Raw genomic sequence first — 15,061 nt, 5'->3', positions numbered from 1 at the left:
CAGGCGGCACCCTGCCCAGACGATGCCGCGCCCTCAGACGGCACCGGGCCGTCGGTCCAGTAACCCGGTCAGCGCACCACGCGCAACTTCGCCCGTCCGCGCCGCGGCCCGGGCCCACCTGCCCCCGGCCCGCCCGGTCGCTGTCCGCCCGACGGCGGCCGCTTGCGGAACGGCGGCTGGCCGCGCCAATAACGGATCAGCAGCCAGCCGAACAACATCCCGCCCAGATGGGCGAAATGCGCAACGCCGGGCGACTTGCCACTGATGCCCATCAGCAGCTCGATCACGCCGTAGACGATCACCAGGGTGCGCGCCTTCATCGGGATCGGCGGTATAAGCAGCATGACCCGCTGGTTGGGAAACAGCATGCCGTAGGCCAGCAGCAGGCCAAAGATGCCGCCCGACGCACCCAGGATCGGGTAGGCCTCGCGCCCTTCGGACATCAACCACATGCCGACCAGCAACTGGCAGACGGCCGCGCCGACCACGCAGGTCAGATAGAAGATCAGGAAACGGCGGTAGCCCCAGGTGTGCTCGAGCGGTGCACCGAACATCAGCAACGCGAGCATGTTGAACAGCAGGTGGACGATGTCGCCGTGCAGGAAACCGTAACTCAGCAACTGCCACGGCAGGAACTCGCTGGTGCCGAACGCGTCGCCGCTGCTACCCAACGGCCACAGCATGAAGGGCGCCATCGTGGCGTCGCCCAGTACCGCTTGCAGCAGGAACACCACCGCATTGGCGATCAGCAACGCCTTGGTGACGGGGGGCAGGTTCGAGAACATCGCGGCTCCTTGTGCAGGTGCACATGGTACCCGGCACCCGTGCGAGGGCGCTCGGAACGTTCTCACGAACCGCAATGCCACGCAGTCCCAGTAGGATGGGTTGAGCGCAGCGATACCCATCGCACGCCATGGCGGCCGATGCGTCAGCTGCGATCCCGAAGGCAGGGCGGCTCGACCTGAACGCTTCGGCATTCCGAGGAGTTACTGCCCTCGCTCCGATTGGCCCCGGGTTGATGGGATCGCGGTGCTCAACCCATCCTACGTCGTTGCGATCGCCACCGGATCGCGTGGCAGCCACAGCAACGTCCCACAGGCCGATTGCGCGGTGACACCCCGGCGATGCGGCAGCTCAGCGGGTGTGCGGGCGCGGTGCGGGCAACCCCGGCGGCGCCCCTAGCCCCAGACCTGCTCGTCCAGCGTGGCGGCCGCGCGCTTGCCACGCACCCGGCCGCCCTCCACCCGGACGCCTTCGCTGCGCAGGCGCGCGCACTGCTCGATGTACCCGGGCGAATCTTCAGGGAAGGCGATGCGGCCGTCCGAGCGCAACACGCGGTGCCACGGCAGGCGCGGGTCCTCATTGTGGCTGAGCAGCCGTGCGACCATGCGGGCGCGCCCTGGCAGCCCGGCGCGACGCGCGACCTCGCCATAGCCGGCCACTTCGCCGCGCGGAATGGCGCGCACCGCGGCGAGGATCCGGCGGGCAGCTTCGATGGCAGGCTTTGCATCGGTAGGCATCGCGGTAGCATAGCCCGTCATTCAGAAGGAGCAGCCCGTGCGCAATTTCGAATCGATCCGCCGTCACGTGAAGGCTGCCGGCTACAAGGTCTCGGTGCAGGAAGAAGAAGTGGTCTGCATCGAACTGTCGCTGGAACAGGGCAAACGCCACCAGGCGCTGTTCCTGTCCGAACTCGACGACGACGACGGTCGTCCCTATCTGCGCGTCAGCACCGCGGTGGCGCCGACCACCGGACTGGATGCACGGCGGGCGCTGGTGTTCAACTGGCAAAGCCGGGTGGGCTACCTGGCCATCGGCGATCTCGACGGTGTCCCCTACCTGCAGCTGTGCGAGAACCGACCCTACGACGGCCTCGACAGTGCCGAGGTCGATCGCCTCATCCTCGAGATCGGCGGCCTGGGCGACAGCATGGAACGCATGATGTCCGCCGGCGGCGACCTGCTCTGAAGCGCAGGCGCACGCATTGAGAAGTGGGCAACGAGCGGACCGACCGTTCGTTGCCTCGCACCGGGCATTTCAGCAGGGCATGGCCGGGCAGGTTGCCGGCCCCTCACCCTCACCCGCCGCCGAATGACGCCGGGGCTTGCCCGGGCCGATGACCGACCCGGCCGGCGCAGCACCCGCGCGATGGGACCGGGCGCGTGCGGCGCGGAGGCAATGCCTCGCTCAAGGAGGGCGGGGCGACGTCGCCCCGCGTGCTGATGGGCGTTACACCCAACCCGCCAGCAGGAACAGCTGGAAAAACAGCCACGCCGTGAAGCCGGCGGCGGGGATCGTCAGGATCCACGCCCAGATCATCTTCTCGACCACCGTCCACTTGATGGCGTTGAAGCGCTTGGCGGTACCCACGCCCATGATCGCCGACGAGATGTTGTGCGTCGTCGACACCGGGATGCCCAGCGAGGAGGCGGCCAGGATCACCGATGCCGCGCTGGTTTCGGCGGCGAAACCGTGGATCGGGTGCAACTTGACCAGCTTGTGGCCCAGCGTCTTGATGATCCGCCAGCCACCGGCGGCGGTGCCGGCGGCCATCACCAGCGCGCAGCTGATCTTGATCCAGGTGTCGATGTCGTTGTTGGCGATCGCTTCCTTGGAGGGATGCAGGAACGCCAGCCACGCCGGCAGGTTGTCGAGGGTGCCGGCGGACTGCGCGCCGATCAGGGTCAGGGCGATGATTCCCATGGTCTTTTGCGCATCGTTGGAACCGTGCGCGAAGCCCATGCCCGCAGCGCTGACGATCTGCGCCTTGCCGAAGAAGCTGTTGACCCAGCGCGGCCGGGCCAGGCGCCGCAACGGCCCGCCGCTTGCGGCCATTCCGGAGATGATGGCAAACAGCACGCCCATCACCAGGAAACCTGCGGCGAAGCCCAGCATCGGCGAGCTGAACATTGGCACGATCACCTTCCACAGCACGCCGGCGCTCTTGTACCAGGGGTCTTTGGGCGATGACCAGACGATCGCGTCGAAGTTGTTCATGGCCGCGGCGAACGCCGCTCCGCACAGGCCACCGATCAGCGCGTGCGACGACGACGACGGCAGGCCCAGGGCCCAGGTGATCAGGTTCCAGACGATGCCACCCAGCAGCGCGCACAGGATCAACTGCGCACTGACGTCGACCACGCCGGCATCGATGATGCCCGAGGCGATGGTCTTGGCGACCGCGGTACCCCACAGCGCGCCGACCAGGTTGGTCGCCGCGGCGAGGCTGACCGCCTGCATCGGGCTCAGCACCTTGGTGGCGACCACGGTCGCGATCGAATTGGCGGTGTCGTGGAAGCCGTTGATGTACTCGAACACCAGCGCGGTAATCACCACGACGAGGACCAGGGTCAACATCGGCCCGACCTCAGGAGTTCTTCAGCACGATTTCGTACGCCACCACGCCGGCCTCTCGGCAGCGGTCGATGGCCTTCTCGAGGATCTCGAAGAACTCCTTGAGCAGGAACATCTGCAGATGGTCGAGCTTGCCCGAGTAGATGTCGCGATACAGCTCGAGCATCAGGCGGTCGGCCTCGTTCTCGAGCGAGCGAAGCTCGTCGTTGAGGTTCTTCATCGGCTCCAGCTTGAGCGTGCGCAGCTCACGCACCATGGCAACCACCACGCTGGCGGCCTTCTCGAGCATCGCCGCACGCGGCGCGAAGTCGATGTGCGCCAGGTGCTGGGTGGCCAGCGAATAGCGATCGGCGAACTTCTCGACCTGCTTGGGGATCTTGTACAACGCCGATCCGAGCGCCTCGATGTCCTCGCGCTCGATCGGGGTGATGAAGCTGTCGACGAGCTCCTGGCTGATCTTGGTCGAAGCGGCGCGCTCGCGCTGGCGGGCCAGCTTGAAGGCATCCAGGGCCGGGGCCCGGTCGGCCTCCTTGAGCATTGCGTGCAGCGCCTTGGTGCTGTCGTGGGCAGCGACGGCGGCCTCCTCGAGCAGCGTGTAGAACTGGTTGCCTTGGCCGAAGATGGTTTGCAGGGAGAACATGCGGTAGAGCCTCATTGGGTCCGGCGCGTGGGGGCCGGGGGGTCAGCGGGCGGGATTATGACGGTTTCACGGTGCCCCTGCGCACCGCGCCCGAGGCCGCAAACGCCGCCTGCTACTATCTGGCGGCTTCCCTACCCCGCCTCCCCCCTCAGTAAATGGACGACGACCCTAAACCGCTGCCGGCTCCGGCCCCCCTGCGTGCGACGCCCCAGTCCGCCCGCCACCCCGCCCCGATCACCCTCGTGACGGAGCGCACCGGATGCTAGAGCTACTGGTCGTACTGGCCCTGATCGTGGTCAATGGCTTCTTCGCGATGTCGGAGATGGCCCTGATGACCTCGCGCAAGCTGCGCCTCAAGCAAATGGCCGAGGGCAGCCGGGGGGCGCGCAAGGCGCTGGAATTGGCCGAGCATCCGGACAATCTCCTGTCCACGGTGCAGGTGGGCATCACGGCGATCGCGGTGCTCGCCGGTTCGTTCGGCGGCGCGGCCATTGGCCAGATCATCTCGACCTGGGTGCTGGGCGTGTGGCCTGGCGCCGCGGAATACGCCGGAAAGATCGGCTTCGCCACGGCGGTGACCCTGATCACCGCCGCCTCGGTGATCTTCGGCGAACTGATCCCCAAGCGCCTGGCACTGACCAATCCGGAGAAGATCGCCAGCTCGGTCGCCATCCCGCTGGACGCCCTGTCGCGCGCGGCCAAACCCGTGGTCGGCCTGCTGGGCGCCATCAACCGTGGCGTGCTGCGCCTGCTGGGCATCGGCGACGACGCGCGCAGCGCGATCAGCGAAGAAGAAATCCGCATGCTGGTGACCGAGAGCCACGAGCAGGGCGTGATCGACGCCGACGAACGCAAGATGATGAATCGCGTGCTGAGCCTGGGCGACCGCACCGCGGACAGCCTGATGACCCCGCGCACGCGCATCGCCTGGCTGGATGCGTCCTCCAGTACCGACGACAACCTGGCGACGATGCGCGAGACGCCGTTCTCGCGTTACCCGGTGTACCGCGGCGGCGACCAGGACGTGTTGGGCATCCTCGAAGCCAAATCGCTGATCAACGACCTGGGCCAGGGCGTGCCGGCGCTGTTTGCCGAGCTGCGCGAGGCGCTGTTTGTGTCCGAATCGACCCACGCCCTGAAGCTGCTGGAGATCTTCCGCGAGGAGCAGCAGTCGATCGCGCTGGTGGTCGACGAGTACGGCGATGTCACGGGCCTGGTCACGGTCAACGACCTCATGGGCGCGGTGATCGGTCGGGTGCAGACCGGCCGCATGCAGTCGACCGAGGCCGCCGACGAAGACGCGCCGGTGGTCGAACGTGCCGACGGCTCATTCCTGCTTGACGGTGCGCTGTCGCTGGAGGACCTGCGCGAACTGGTCGGCGGCGGTCGCCTGCCGGACGAAGACGAACACGACTTCCACACGGCGGCGGGCATGGTGATTGCGCATTTCGGCCGCATTCCGCACGTCGGCGAAGCCTTCGAGTGGGGCAACTGGCGGATCGAGGTGGTCGATCTGGACGGCCCGCGCATCGACAAGCTGCTGTTGCATCGCCGTAACGAACCGGAATCGAGCATAGATGACCCGAGCGGCTAAGCCCCACCCACCCGAGGCCGGAACGCGCGCGCTGCTGGATTCGATCGCGACCGGGGATCCTCAGGAAATGCTGCGTTTCGGCGACGTATTCGCAGGGCTGGGCAAGCGTTCGTTCGGCATGCTGCTGTTCGTGTCCACGCTGGCCGCGTTCATTCCGATCCCCGGCGTCGGTGGAGCCGTCAGCGGACCGCTGGTGATGCTGATCGGCGTGCAACTGCTGATCGGTCTGCGCAAGCCTTGGCTGCCCGGGTTCGTGGCCAGGCGCGGGCCGCACCGTTACGCGATGGCGAAGTTCCGCGACCGCCTCGCCCCCTGGCTGGAGCGACTGGAGCGGCTGGTACGCCCACGTGCGGCCGCCCTGCTCGACCACCGCGTTGCCAGTGCCTTCACCGGCCTGTTGCTGGTGTTGCTGGGCGTGCTGCTGACGCTGCCGATTCCCTTCACCAATTTCCTGTTCGGCGCGCTGCTGTTGCTGTTCGCGTTCGCCCTGCTGGAGCGCGATGGCCGCCTGATGGGGCTGGCCTGGGTGAGCGGCGCGATTGCGGTCGGCGTGTTCGGTGTGCTTTCGGGCAGCCTGACGGCGCTGGCCGCGCGCTGGCTGGACATGCTGTTCTAGCGCGCCTGCGACACGCCCGTCGGCGAGCGTCCGCCGCCGACATCCTGCTATCCAGTTTCCCGTTTCGCATCTTGATTTCGCGCTGGCGTTTCAGCTGCCGCCGCGCCGCGCCGGATCACGCCGGGCACAGCAGCGCCTGGAACTCAGCCATCGGCACCGGATGGCCCAGCCAATAGCCTTGCGCCAGATCGCAGTCGCGTTCTCGCAGCAGTTCGTACTGGCCTTCCTTTTCCACGCCCTCGGCCACCACCGTGATGCCCTGCGAGTGCGCCAGGGCGATGATCGCGGTGGTGAGGGCCAGATCGTCGGGGTCGCGCAGGATGTCGGCGATGAAGCTCCGGTCGATCTTGACGCCGTCGACCGGCACGCGACGCAGGTGGCTGAGCCCCGAGAACCCGGTGCCGAAATCATCGAGCCAGACCTTGACCCCCGTTTCGCGCAGCTTCGAGAGCAGCGCGCTGGCGTGGGTTTCGTCGCCGATCACGGCCGTCTCGGTGAGCTCCAGGTGCAGGCACTGCGCGGTCAGGCCGCTGTCACGCAGGCAATCGGCCACCACCTCCGGCAGATCGCCATGGCGCAGCTGTCGCGGCGAGACGTTGACCGAGACAAACAGGGGATCGCCGCCGCGGCTGCGGTGCCAGGCGACCGCGTCGAAGCAGGCCGCGCGCAGCACCTGCGGCCCGAGGGTCTCGATCAGCCCGCACTGCTCGGCCACGTCGATGAACACCGAGGGCGCGATCAGGCCCTGCGTTGGGTGCATCCAGCGCAGCAGTGCCTCGGCACCGACCATCACGCCGTCCGACACCCGGAACACGGGCTGGTAGGCCAGGCTCAACTCGCCCCGATCCCAGGCACCGCGCAGCTCATGCTCCAGGTGCACGCGACGCTCGACCGCCTGGTCCATCGCACGACTGTAGAAGCGATGGCAGTTCTTGCCGGCAACCTTGGCCTGGTACATCGCGATGTCGCCGTTCTTCATCAATGCCGTCGCGCCCGAAGCGTCGTCGGGGAACAGCGTGATGCCGATCGACGTGCCCAGGAACACCTGGCGCTCTTCCACCGGGATCGGCTGGCCGAGCTCTTCCACCAGCGCGCCGGCCAGGCGACTGGCCGTCGTGCGCACGTCGTCGTGCGGGTAGAAGCCGTTCTGCACCAGAATCACGAACTCGTCGCCGCCGAAACGCGCGAGCAACGCGTCATCGCCGCCGAGGCGCTCGACCGTGGCGGTGATGCGACGCGCGAACTGGACCAGCACGTCGTCGCCGACGTCGTGACCGAGCGTGTCGTTGACGCGCTTGAAGTCGTCGATGTCGGCAAACAGCAAGGCCAGTTCGCGATCGCCGCCATCGAGCATCGCCATCCGCTGGTCGAGCGACTCGCGGAACGCGAGCCGATTGGACAACCCGGTCAGCGCGTCCGTGTAAGCCATCTTGCGGATGTCGCGATCGTGCCGCGCGACACTGCGGCCCATGCGGGCGAAGGCGCGCATGAGATCGCCGACCTCGTCCTCGCGCTCACTGGCCGGCAGATGGATGTCGAAATGCCCGGCCTCGATGGTGCGCGCGGCATCGGCGAGCTGCCGGATCGGACGCACCAGCGTGCGCTGGATCAGCCACAGCATCAGCGCGCCGAGCATCAGCAGGCCGGTACCCAGCAGCCCCACCCACAGCAGGTGGCGACGGCCGAGTTCGCCCAATCGTGCGCGCAGGTTGGCGATGGCGCGATCCTGCGAGCCGCGCACCACCTTGAGGTCGTAGCCCACGCGCACGCCGCCGATACGCTGCCGGCCGATCATGATCGGCGCCGAGACGTCCATGGTGCTGCTGTCGATCTGGGTGTGCACGGCACGCGCGGCGATGGCCTGGGCGGCCATCGGATCGTCCATGCGCTTGCCGTAGCTGGGAATCGACTCGCTGCCATCGTGCAGCACGTTCCCGGCGTTGTCGTAGACGATCACGTAGCGCGTGCCGGCCTGGCGCAGCACGGTGCGACCGACCGATCCGATCGCCTCCAGGTCGAAGTAGTACAGCGGATTGGCCAGCGACTCGGCGAGCTCGCCCACCGTGCCTTCGCCGCGCTGCCGGATGCCTTCGTTGACCATGCTGCGCATGGCCTCGCGGCTGACGCCCTCCACCTCGCCCTGCACGCGCTCCTGCCGGTTCCACAGCAGGGCCACCAACGCCAGGACCACCAGCAGCGCCAGCGCCATCATCGCCAGGAATCGCGCCTGCAGGCCGTAGCGCAGGACGATCATTCGACCTCCATGCGGACCCGGCCAATGCCACCGGCCATCTGTTCCAGTCTGGTGCGCGACGCCTCGTCGATCGGCAGGAAGCGGGTGGTGCCGAAGAACTGGCGCAACGCAGCGCCGGCCGCGGGATCTGCGGCGGCGTCGATCAGCACCTGGCGCAGCCGGGCGCGCACGCGCGGGTCGAGGTCCGAGCGCACCAGTTCCAGTGCGCGTGGGTAGTCGTCGGTCTGCGCGATCACTACCAGGTCCTGGCGGAAAGCCTCGGGCATCCGCCGGGGGTTGCCCCAGTCGAGATTGCTCATCACGCCGGCATCCACCAACCGCTTGTGCACCCAGGTCGAGATGTTGAGCTCGGAGCGCGCGAACAGGTAGCCGACCGCGGGGGCGGCGATGCGATCGTTTGGCGAGAGCAGGATTTCCAGCGAAAAGCCCCGCTGCAGCAGCTCGGCGGCGGGCGCGAAGTAGGCGCTGGTCGACGACGGGCGCTGGAACGCGACGCGACGGCCGCGCAGGTCGTCGAGCGTCCGGATGCCGCTGTCACGGCGCGCGAAGAAGATGCTGTGGTACTGGCTGGTGCCATCGCGCTCGGTCAGCAGCAGCGGACGCGCATCGGCACGCTGGGTGAGCAGGGTGGCGGTTCCGGCGGTCTCGGTGACCCAGTCGACCCGGCCGCGCCGCAGGTAGCTGGCCATCTGCTGCGAGTCCTTGGCCATCAGGATCCGCCCCTCGCGCACGCCGACATCGGCCATGCGCGGCACCACGTAATCCAGCAGCGGCTTGAGCTGCTCGTAATGCGCCTTGGGGTCGTCGCTGATGCGGCCCAGCACCAGCACGTGGGCGTCGTCACCGGCACGGGCGGGGATCGCGCCGCCGACCAGACAGGCCGCTGTACACAGCAGGCTGGTGAACAAGCTCGCGAATCGACGCTGGCGTACGGTCAAGGCGGGATGCCGGAGCTGGGCAGATGTCCGGAGCCTAATCGAAAGCCGGCAGCGCGGATACGGCCGGCCGCACCGTACTCAGTCGTCTCGCTCACCGCGATTGCGCCCGGCCAGCATCGCCATGCGCTCGGCGTCGGCGAGGATGCCGCGAAGCAGCCGGACTTCGCGAACGTCCAGGTCCGCGCGCAGGAACAGGCGCCGCAGCTTGCGCATCGCCGACTCCGGCGCGCGCCCCTTGTGGAAATCGATGGCGTCCAGGGTTTCACCGAGTTGCCCGAAGAAGCCTTCCAATTGGGCATGGGTGGCCGGGAGGTCGCGTTCACCCGCCGGTTCGGCAGGTGCCGCCGGCTGGCCTTCGAGCAGACCCAGGCGCAGTTCGTAGCTGAGCACCTGCACGGCCGCGGCCAGGTTCAGCGAGCTGTAGTCGGGGTTGGCCGGGATGTGCACGGCGGCGTGGCACAGCTGCAGCTCGTCGTTGTCCAGGCCGGTGCGCTCACGTCCGAACACCAGCGCCACCTCGCCGCCCGACCGGGCCTCGCCCACCGCGCGAGCGGCGCCGTCGCGCGGCAGCAGCTCCTCCAGTGCCACCCGCCGGCTGCGTGCCGTGCAGCCCAGCACCAGCCGGCAATCGGCCACCGCCTCGGCCAGGGTGGGCACCACCACGGCCGCCGCCAGCACGTCGTCCGCACCCGCCGCCAGCGCATAGGACTCGACGTTGGGCGACTTTTCCGGGGCCACCAGCACCAGCCGGGTGAGCCCCATGGTCTTCATCGCACGGGCGGCCGAGCCGATGTTGCCGGGGTGCTGGGTACCGACCAGGACGATTCGCAGGCGGTCGGCGGACTGGGAGGGGGTCGACATGGCAGAAGCTTCGGCACTCGGGGCCGGCAATGGTAAACTCCGCGGCCCGGTCACCGCGCCGGTCCGCCGAACGACGATGTCCGGCACGCTCTTTCTCTCCGCCAGCCCTTCCATTCCCTCACAAGTTCGAGGCCGTTTGCCATGCAGAAACCCGCCGTCACCCTCATGGTCAAGGCCGCCCGCGCCGCCGGTAACGTGTTGCTCCGGCACATGTACAAGCTGGACGCACTGAACGTCGTCGAGAAGGACCGGATGGACTTCGCCAGCGAAGTCGATGGCCTGGCCGAGAAAGAGATCATCAAGGAATTCCGCCGTTCAACCCCCGACTACGCAATTCTGGGCGAGGAAAGCGGCCCGCTGCCCAGCGCGCACGGCAGCACCCGCTTCACCTGGGTGATCGACCCGCTGGACGGCACCAGCAACTACCTGCGCGGCATCCCGCACTTCTGCGTGTCGATAGCACTGGTCGAGAACGGCGAACCGATCCACGGCGTGATCTTCGATCCGCTGCGCAACGAGCTGTTCACCGCCAGCCGTGGCAGCGGCATGCAGGTCAACGAGAAGCGCGTGCGCATTGCCGATCGCCGCGACCTCAACGGCGCGATGCTGATCACCGGCTTCCCGCCGCGCGAGCGCGCCCGTGCCAGCGCCCACCTCAAGTGCATCGACAACCTGCTGTTGGATGCCGAAGACATCCGCCGCACCGGTTCGGCCGCGCTCGACCTGGCGTACGTCGCCTGCGGCCGCGCCGATGCCTATTTCGAAGCGGGCGTGAAGCCGTGGGACATCGCCGCAGGCGCGCTGATGGTGCGCGAGGCCGGCGGCAAGGTCTGCGACTTCCGCGGCCGCGGCACCGGCCCGATGGACGCGCGTGGCACCGCGCCGCGCCCGCTGGTGGCAGGTAACCTCAAGGTCTGCGACGCATTGCAGGCGCGCATCGTCAACACCGGTTACGCGGCAGCGTTCGATTGAGCCAACGCCGGGCGCAATAACCCAAGGGCATTGCGCCGGACTCGTTCCCGTCGTGTTTGATTTTCATCGCACGCCCCATCCGGCGCATTACGCCTTTGGCTAATGCGCCCTACGGATCCCGCTGAAACGCACGAAGGCCGCGCAGATGCGCGGCCTTCTGCTTTCTCGGCCACTGGAACGACGGGGCACGCGGACACGTGCGCAGTTGCTCCCTTCCCCTTCCCCTTCCGGTTGTCCGCGAGGCCGACGCTCGCCCGCCTCTACCGACTTCGCGTCCTGTTTCGGCGACTCCCACCCGACCTCGGGACCTCGCACCAAAAAAAAGGCCGCGCAATCGCGCGGCCTTTTCCGTGAGACGAGCCGCCCGATTACGGACGGCGCGCCAGCGCTTCTTCGTCGCGGGTCTTGGGCAGCAGGTCCTGCTTGGTGACCTTGAGGACGCCCAGCGTCAGCAACGGGCAGGCCACGAAGATCGACGACAGGGTGCCGATCACGATGCCCATCATCTGCGCCTCGGCCATGCCACGCAGCGAGTTGCCACCGTAGAGGTACAGCGCCAGCACGGTCAGGAACGCCACGAACGAGGTGATCACCGTGCGCGACAGCGTCTGGTTGATCGAGGCGTTGAGGATGGCTTCCGGCGACGCGCGCATCGAGCGGAAGTTCTCGCGGACGCGGTCGAACACCACGATGGTGTCGTTGATCGAGAAGCCCATCACCGACAGCAGGCCGGCCAGCACGGTCAGGTCGAACTCGTGGCCGCTGAAGGCGAACCAGCCGGCCACCACCACCACGTCGTGCAGCGTGGTCAGGACCGCGGCGATGGCGAACTTCTTCTCGAAGCGGAACGAGATGTAGATCAGGAAGCCGATCACCACGAACAGGACGGCCCAGATGCCCTTGGTCGCCAGTTCCTTGCCGACCTGCGAGCCCACCGATTCGCTGCGCAGCACCTTGACCGGGTTGCCCTCGATGCGCACCGCGTCGACCAGGCCGTCGGTCAGCTTGCCCACCTGGGCGTCGTTGCTGGTGCCGTCGAGCTTCTGGCGGATCGAGAGGTCGTTGCCGGCACCCAGGCCCTGCACCTGGGCGCTTTCGAAGCCGGCCTTTTCCAGCCGCTCACGGATGTCGTCGACGTTGACCGGCTTGTCGAAGCGCAGCTCAACCAGCGCGCCGCCGGAGAAGTCGAGCGCGAAGTTGAACATCTTGCTGCGATCGAAGCCGCCGCCGGACACGGTGTTGAACGCCATCGCGCCCAGCGCGGCGAGCAGGAGCAGCAGGGCCAGGCCCAGCGACACCCAGTGCAGGCGCATGAAGTCGAACTTGCTGTCGTACGGGAACACGTTGAAGGGTTTCATATGGCTGCGCCCGTTAGATAGCGATGGACTTGATCTTGCGGCGACCGCCGTAAATCAGCGTCGCCAGGCCGCGCGACACCGACACCGCGGTGTACATCGAGGTTGCGATACCCACGATCATCGCGATCGCGAAGCCCTTGACCGGGCCCTCGCCGAACGCGGCCAGCGCGATGCCGGCCAGGATGGCGGTGAGGTTGGCGTCGGCAATCGTGCCCGAGGCCTTCTCGTAGCCGACCGCGATCGCGGTCTGCGGTGGCAGCCCCAGTCTCAACTCCTCGCGTATGCGTTCGTTGATGAGCACGTTGGCGTCGACCGACATGCCAACGGTGAGCGCGATGCCCGCCAGGCCCGGCAGGCTCAGGGTGAAGCCGAACAGCGACATCACCGCGATCAGCATCAGCAGGTTGATCAGCAGCGCCAGGCAGGTGATCAGGCCGAACATGCGGTAGTAGATGAGGAAGAACACCAGCGCGAAGACGAAGGAGTACAGCACCGCCTTCATGCCGCGATCGATGTTTTCCTTGCCCAGGCTCGGTCCGATGATGCGCTCTTCGACGAAGTCCATCGGCGCAGCCAGCGAGCCGGACTTCAGCAGCTTGGCCAGGTCATCGGCCTCGCGACGCTGCAGGCCGGTGGTCTGGAACTGCTTGCCGAAGGGCTCGTTGACGTTGGCGACGGAGATCACCTGCTCGCTCACGCGCACCGAACGCACTTCCTTGCCGTCGACCATGCGCACCTCGGGGATGCGCTCGATGTAGACCACCGCCATCGGCTTGCCGACGTTGGCGCTGGTGAACTCGAACATGTTCTGGCCGCCGGCCGTGTCGAGGTTGACCGACACGGCGGGGGTGCCGCTCTGCGGATCGACGATCGACTGGGCGCGCTCGACCTGGTCACCCGAGGCGATCAGGCGCTTGTTGAGCAGCACCGGCAGCGGCTTGCCGTCGATACCGAGCTCGCGGCGGTAGTAGATGCGCGCCTGCGGAGGCAGCACGCCGGTGGCGAGCGCGTCCTCGGCATTGCCCTCGACAACGGCGCGGTACTCGAGGGTGGCGGTCGCGCCGATCATGCGCTTGGCGGCGGCGGTGTCCTGCACGCCCGGCAGTTCGATCACGACGCGGTCGTTGCCCTGGCGCTGCACCACCGGCTCGGCGACGCCGAGCTCGTTGACGCGGTTGCGCAGGGTGGTGACGTTCTGGTCGATCGCCTCCAGCGCCATGCGCTGCAGGTCCGCGCCCGGAATCTGGGCAACCAGGGTGGTGCCGGCTAGCTCCAGGACCAGCGTCGGCTGGGATTGGGCGACCAGCTTGCGCGCCTCTTCGGCGCCGGCGGCGCTGGTCAGCACGATGGCGATGCTGTTGTCGGGACGGCGTTCGACCGACTCGTAGATCACGCGCTTTTCGCGAAGGCGTACGCGGATGTCTTCGACGATGGCTTCGATGCGCTTGTCGCGCGCGGCCTTCTGGTCGACCTGCATCAGGAAGCGCACGCCGCCCTGGAGGTCCAGACCCAGCAGCATGCGCTTGGCGCGGATCGCGTCCAGCCAGTTGGGCACGTTCGAGGCCAGGTTCAGCGCCACCACGTAGTCGCTGCCCAGCGCCGGGCGCAGCGTGTCGGCGGCCTTGACCTGGACGTCGGCATCGGGGAGCCGGACCAGCAGGTTCTCACCGTCGATCTCGATCGCCTTGGGCGCGACGCCGGCCTTGCCGAGTTCGGCGCTGACGCGTTGCTGGAGGGCGGCGTCGACCTTGGCGCCGCGGCTCGAGGTGACCTGCACGGAAGGATCCTGTGGAAACACGTTCGGCAACGCGTACAGCGCGCTGAGCAGCAGGACGACCAGGATGACGAAGTATTTCCAGCGCGCGTAAGTCAGCATCGAATGTCCCCGCGACGGCCACCATGGCCGCCGTGTCTCTTAGGTGGTGTCCCGACCGGCAGTCACTGGCCCGGTCCGGACGGTGCGGGCCGGCGACGCCGACCTGCTTTTGCGGGGAAATCGCTGCGCGTCTCCCCCGCGCCCGGACCGTCCCCGGTCCGGTGGCCCTGCGACAGGGCCGTTGGAACCTGTGGCGCCGGCTCAGGCCGACTTCAAGGTGCCCTTGGGCAGCACGTTGCCGATCGCGCCCTTCTGTACGCGAATCTGCACATTGGTGGCCACTTCGACCGTGATGAAGTTCTCACCGATCTCGGTGACGACGCCGGCGATGCCGCCGTTGGTCAGGACTTCGTCGCCCTTGGCCAGCTTCTCGAGCATCGCGCGGTGTTCCTTGGTGCGCTTCATCTGCGGACGAATCATCAGGAAGTACATGACGGCGATCAGCACGATCGGCATCAGCAGGCCCATGCCGCCTCCCATGCCACCAGGCGCGGCAGCCTGGGCGTGGGCGGGGGCGATCAGCAGGTCGAGAAGGTTCATCGTCGGTTTCCAGGTACAGAAAATAGCCGGGGATTATGGCACGGGCCCTGCGTTTGCG

Annotated in this window: 13 protein-coding genes and 2 pseudogenes; 4 read left to right on the top strand and 11 right to left on the bottom strand. The window is 67.6% G+C overall.

Annotation, left to right across the window (positions count from 1 at the left end):
* Window positions 1-68: 68 nt before the first annotated feature.
* Window positions 69-785 carry a rhomboid family intramembrane serine protease gene (locus EER27_RS02460; RefSeq protein ID WP_123086421.1) on the bottom strand — a complete coding sequence of 239 codons (717 nt, stop codon included), beginning with the start codon at window positions 783-785 and terminating at the stop codon, window positions 69-71.
* Between the two features lie 393 nt (window positions 786-1,178).
* Window positions 1,179-1,520 (bottom strand): MGMT family protein, encoded by a 342-nt coding sequence (locus EER27_RS02455; RefSeq protein ID WP_123086668.1) that lies wholly within the window; start codon window positions 1,518-1,520, stop codon window positions 1,179-1,181.
* Between the two features lie 37 nt (window positions 1,521-1,557).
* Between EER27_RS02455 and EER27_RS02450 the strand changes: the two genes are divergently transcribed.
* Window positions 1,558-1,968, top strand: coding sequence for a hypothetical protein (locus EER27_RS02450; RefSeq protein WP_123086420.1), 411 nt, complete (start codon window positions 1,558-1,560; stop codon window positions 1,966-1,968).
* Between the two features lie 261 nt (window positions 1,969-2,229).
* On the opposite strand, the gene EER27_RS02445 is transcribed toward EER27_RS02450, so the two are convergent.
* A complete protein-coding gene (locus EER27_RS02445) occupies window positions 2,230-3,357 on the bottom strand; it encodes an inorganic phosphate transporter (protein ID WP_123086419.1) in 1,128 nt (375 codons plus the stop codon).
* 10 nt (window positions 3,358-3,367) lie between these two features.
* Window positions 3,368-3,994 (bottom strand): DUF47 domain-containing protein, encoded by a 627-nt coding sequence (locus EER27_RS02440; protein ID WP_123086418.1) that lies wholly within the window; start codon window positions 3,992-3,994, stop codon window positions 3,368-3,370.
* Between the two features lie 259 nt (window positions 3,995-4,253).
* On the opposite strand from EER27_RS02440, the gene EER27_RS02435 reads away from it, so the two are divergent.
* Together EER27_RS02435 and EER27_RS02430 are read left to right on the top strand one after the other, a co-directional pair.
* Window positions 4,254-5,588 (top strand): hemolysin family protein, encoded by a 1,335-nt coding sequence (locus EER27_RS02435; protein WP_123086417.1) that lies wholly within the window; start codon window positions 4,254-4,256, stop codon window positions 5,586-5,588.
* Window positions 5,572-6,204 carry an exopolysaccharide biosynthesis protein gene (locus tag EER27_RS02430; protein WP_123086416.1) on the top strand — a complete coding sequence of 211 codons (633 nt, stop codon included), beginning with the start codon at window positions 5,572-5,574 and terminating at the stop codon, window positions 6,202-6,204. Before EER27_RS02435 ends, EER27_RS02430 begins: the two co-directional genes overlap by 17 nt.
* A gap of 115 nt (window positions 6,205-6,319) precedes the next feature.
* On the opposite strand, the pseudogene EER27_RS17545 reads toward EER27_RS02430, so the two are convergent.
* From EER27_RS17545 to EER27_RS02415, 4 genes and pseudogenes are all read right to left on the bottom strand, one after another.
* Window positions 6,320-7,066, bottom strand: a pseudogene (locus tag EER27_RS17545) (putative bifunctional diguanylate cyclase/phosphodiesterase); the annotation flags it as partial.
* Window positions 7,067-7,141: 75 nt separating this feature from the next.
* Window positions 7,142-7,825, bottom strand: a pseudogene (locus EER27_RS17540) (diguanylate cyclase domain-containing protein); the annotation flags it as partial.
* Between the two features lie 629 nt (window positions 7,826-8,454).
* A complete protein-coding gene (locus EER27_RS02420; RefSeq protein WP_425480805.1) occupies window positions 8,455-9,396 on the bottom strand; it encodes a phosphate/phosphite/phosphonate ABC transporter substrate-binding protein in 942 nt (313 codons plus the stop codon).
* A 78-nt stretch (window positions 9,397-9,474) separates the two neighbouring features.
* Window positions 9,475-10,257: an RNA methyltransferase gene (locus tag EER27_RS02415; protein WP_123086414.1), complete on the bottom strand. Its 783-nt coding sequence runs from the start codon at window positions 10,255-10,257 to the stop codon at window positions 9,475-9,477.
* 141 nt (window positions 10,258-10,398) lie between these two features.
* Between EER27_RS02415 and EER27_RS02410 the strand changes: the two genes are divergently transcribed.
* On the top strand, window positions 10,399-11,229 hold the full coding sequence (locus tag EER27_RS02410; protein WP_123086413.1) for an inositol monophosphatase family protein: 831 nt from the start codon (window positions 10,399-10,401) through the stop codon (window positions 11,227-11,229).
* Between the two features lie 368 nt (window positions 11,230-11,597).
* On the opposite strand, the gene secF is transcribed toward EER27_RS02410, so the two are convergent.
* From secF to yajC, 3 genes are all read right to left on the bottom strand, one after another.
* Window positions 11,598-12,587: a protein translocase subunit SecF gene (gene secF / locus EER27_RS02405; protein WP_123086412.1), complete on the bottom strand. Its 990-nt coding sequence runs from the start codon at window positions 12,585-12,587 to the stop codon at window positions 11,598-11,600.
* Between the two features lie 13 nt (window positions 12,588-12,600).
* Window positions 12,601-14,463, bottom strand: coding sequence for a protein translocase subunit SecD (gene secD, locus EER27_RS02400; RefSeq protein WP_123086411.1), 1,863 nt, complete (start codon window positions 14,461-14,463; stop codon window positions 12,601-12,603).
* A 201-nt stretch (window positions 14,464-14,664) separates the two neighbouring features.
* Entirely contained in the window at window positions 14,665-15,003 is a 339-nt protein-coding gene (gene yajC, locus EER27_RS02395; protein WP_123086410.1) for a preprotein translocase subunit YajC, read from the bottom strand.
* Window positions 15,004-15,061 lie beyond the last annotated feature (58 nt).

Origin of the sequence: Montanilutibacter psychrotolerans (assembly GCF_003719825.1) — a bacterium.
Classification (GTDB): domain Bacteria; phylum Pseudomonadota; class Gammaproteobacteria; order Xanthomonadales; family Xanthomonadaceae; genus Montanilutibacter; species Montanilutibacter psychrotolerans.
This window is presented reverse-complemented; position numbering and strand designations above follow the sequence as displayed.

What these genes read in the sequence shown, in the direction of transcription:
- secD (WP_123086411.1), bottom strand. Translation starts at nt 14,463, where the DNA reads ATGCTGACTTACGCGCGCTGGAAATACTTCGTCATCCTGGTCGTCCTG.
- EER27_RS02415 (WP_123086414.1), bottom strand. Translation starts at nt 10,257, where the DNA reads ATGTCGACCCCCTCCCAGTCCGCCGACCGCCTGCGAATCGTCCTGGTC.
- EER27_RS02440 (WP_123086418.1), bottom strand. Translation starts at nt 3,994, where the DNA reads ATGTTCTCCCTGCAAACCATCTTCGGCCAAGGCAACCAGTTCTACACG.
- EER27_RS02430 (WP_123086416.1), top strand. Translation starts at nt 5,572, where the DNA reads ATGACCCGAGCGGCTAAGCCCCACCCACCCGAGGCCGGAACGCGCGCG.
- secF (WP_123086412.1), bottom strand. Translation starts at nt 12,587, where the DNA reads ATGAAACCCTTCAACGTGTTCCCGTACGACAGCAAGTTCGACTTCATG.
- EER27_RS02455 (WP_123086668.1), bottom strand. Translation starts at nt 1,520, where the DNA reads ATGCCTACCGATGCAAAGCCTGCCATCGAAGCTGCCCGCCGGATCCTC.
- yajC (WP_123086410.1), bottom strand. Translation starts at nt 15,003, where the DNA reads ATGAACCTTCTCGACCTGCTGATCGCCCCCGCCCACGCCCAGGCTGCC.
- EER27_RS02435 (WP_123086417.1), top strand. Translation starts at nt 4,254, where the DNA reads ATGCTAGAGCTACTGGTCGTACTGGCCCTGATCGTGGTCAATGGCTTC.
- EER27_RS02410 (WP_123086413.1), top strand. Translation starts at nt 10,399, where the DNA reads ATGCAGAAACCCGCCGTCACCCTCATGGTCAAGGCCGCCCGCGCCGCC.
- EER27_RS02445 (WP_123086419.1), bottom strand. Translation starts at nt 3,357, where the DNA reads ATGTTGACCCTGGTCCTCGTCGTGGTGATTACCGCGCTGGTGTTCGAG.
- EER27_RS02460 (WP_123086421.1), bottom strand. Translation starts at nt 785, where the DNA reads ATGTTCTCGAACCTGCCCCCCGTCACCAAGGCGTTGCTGATCGCCAAT.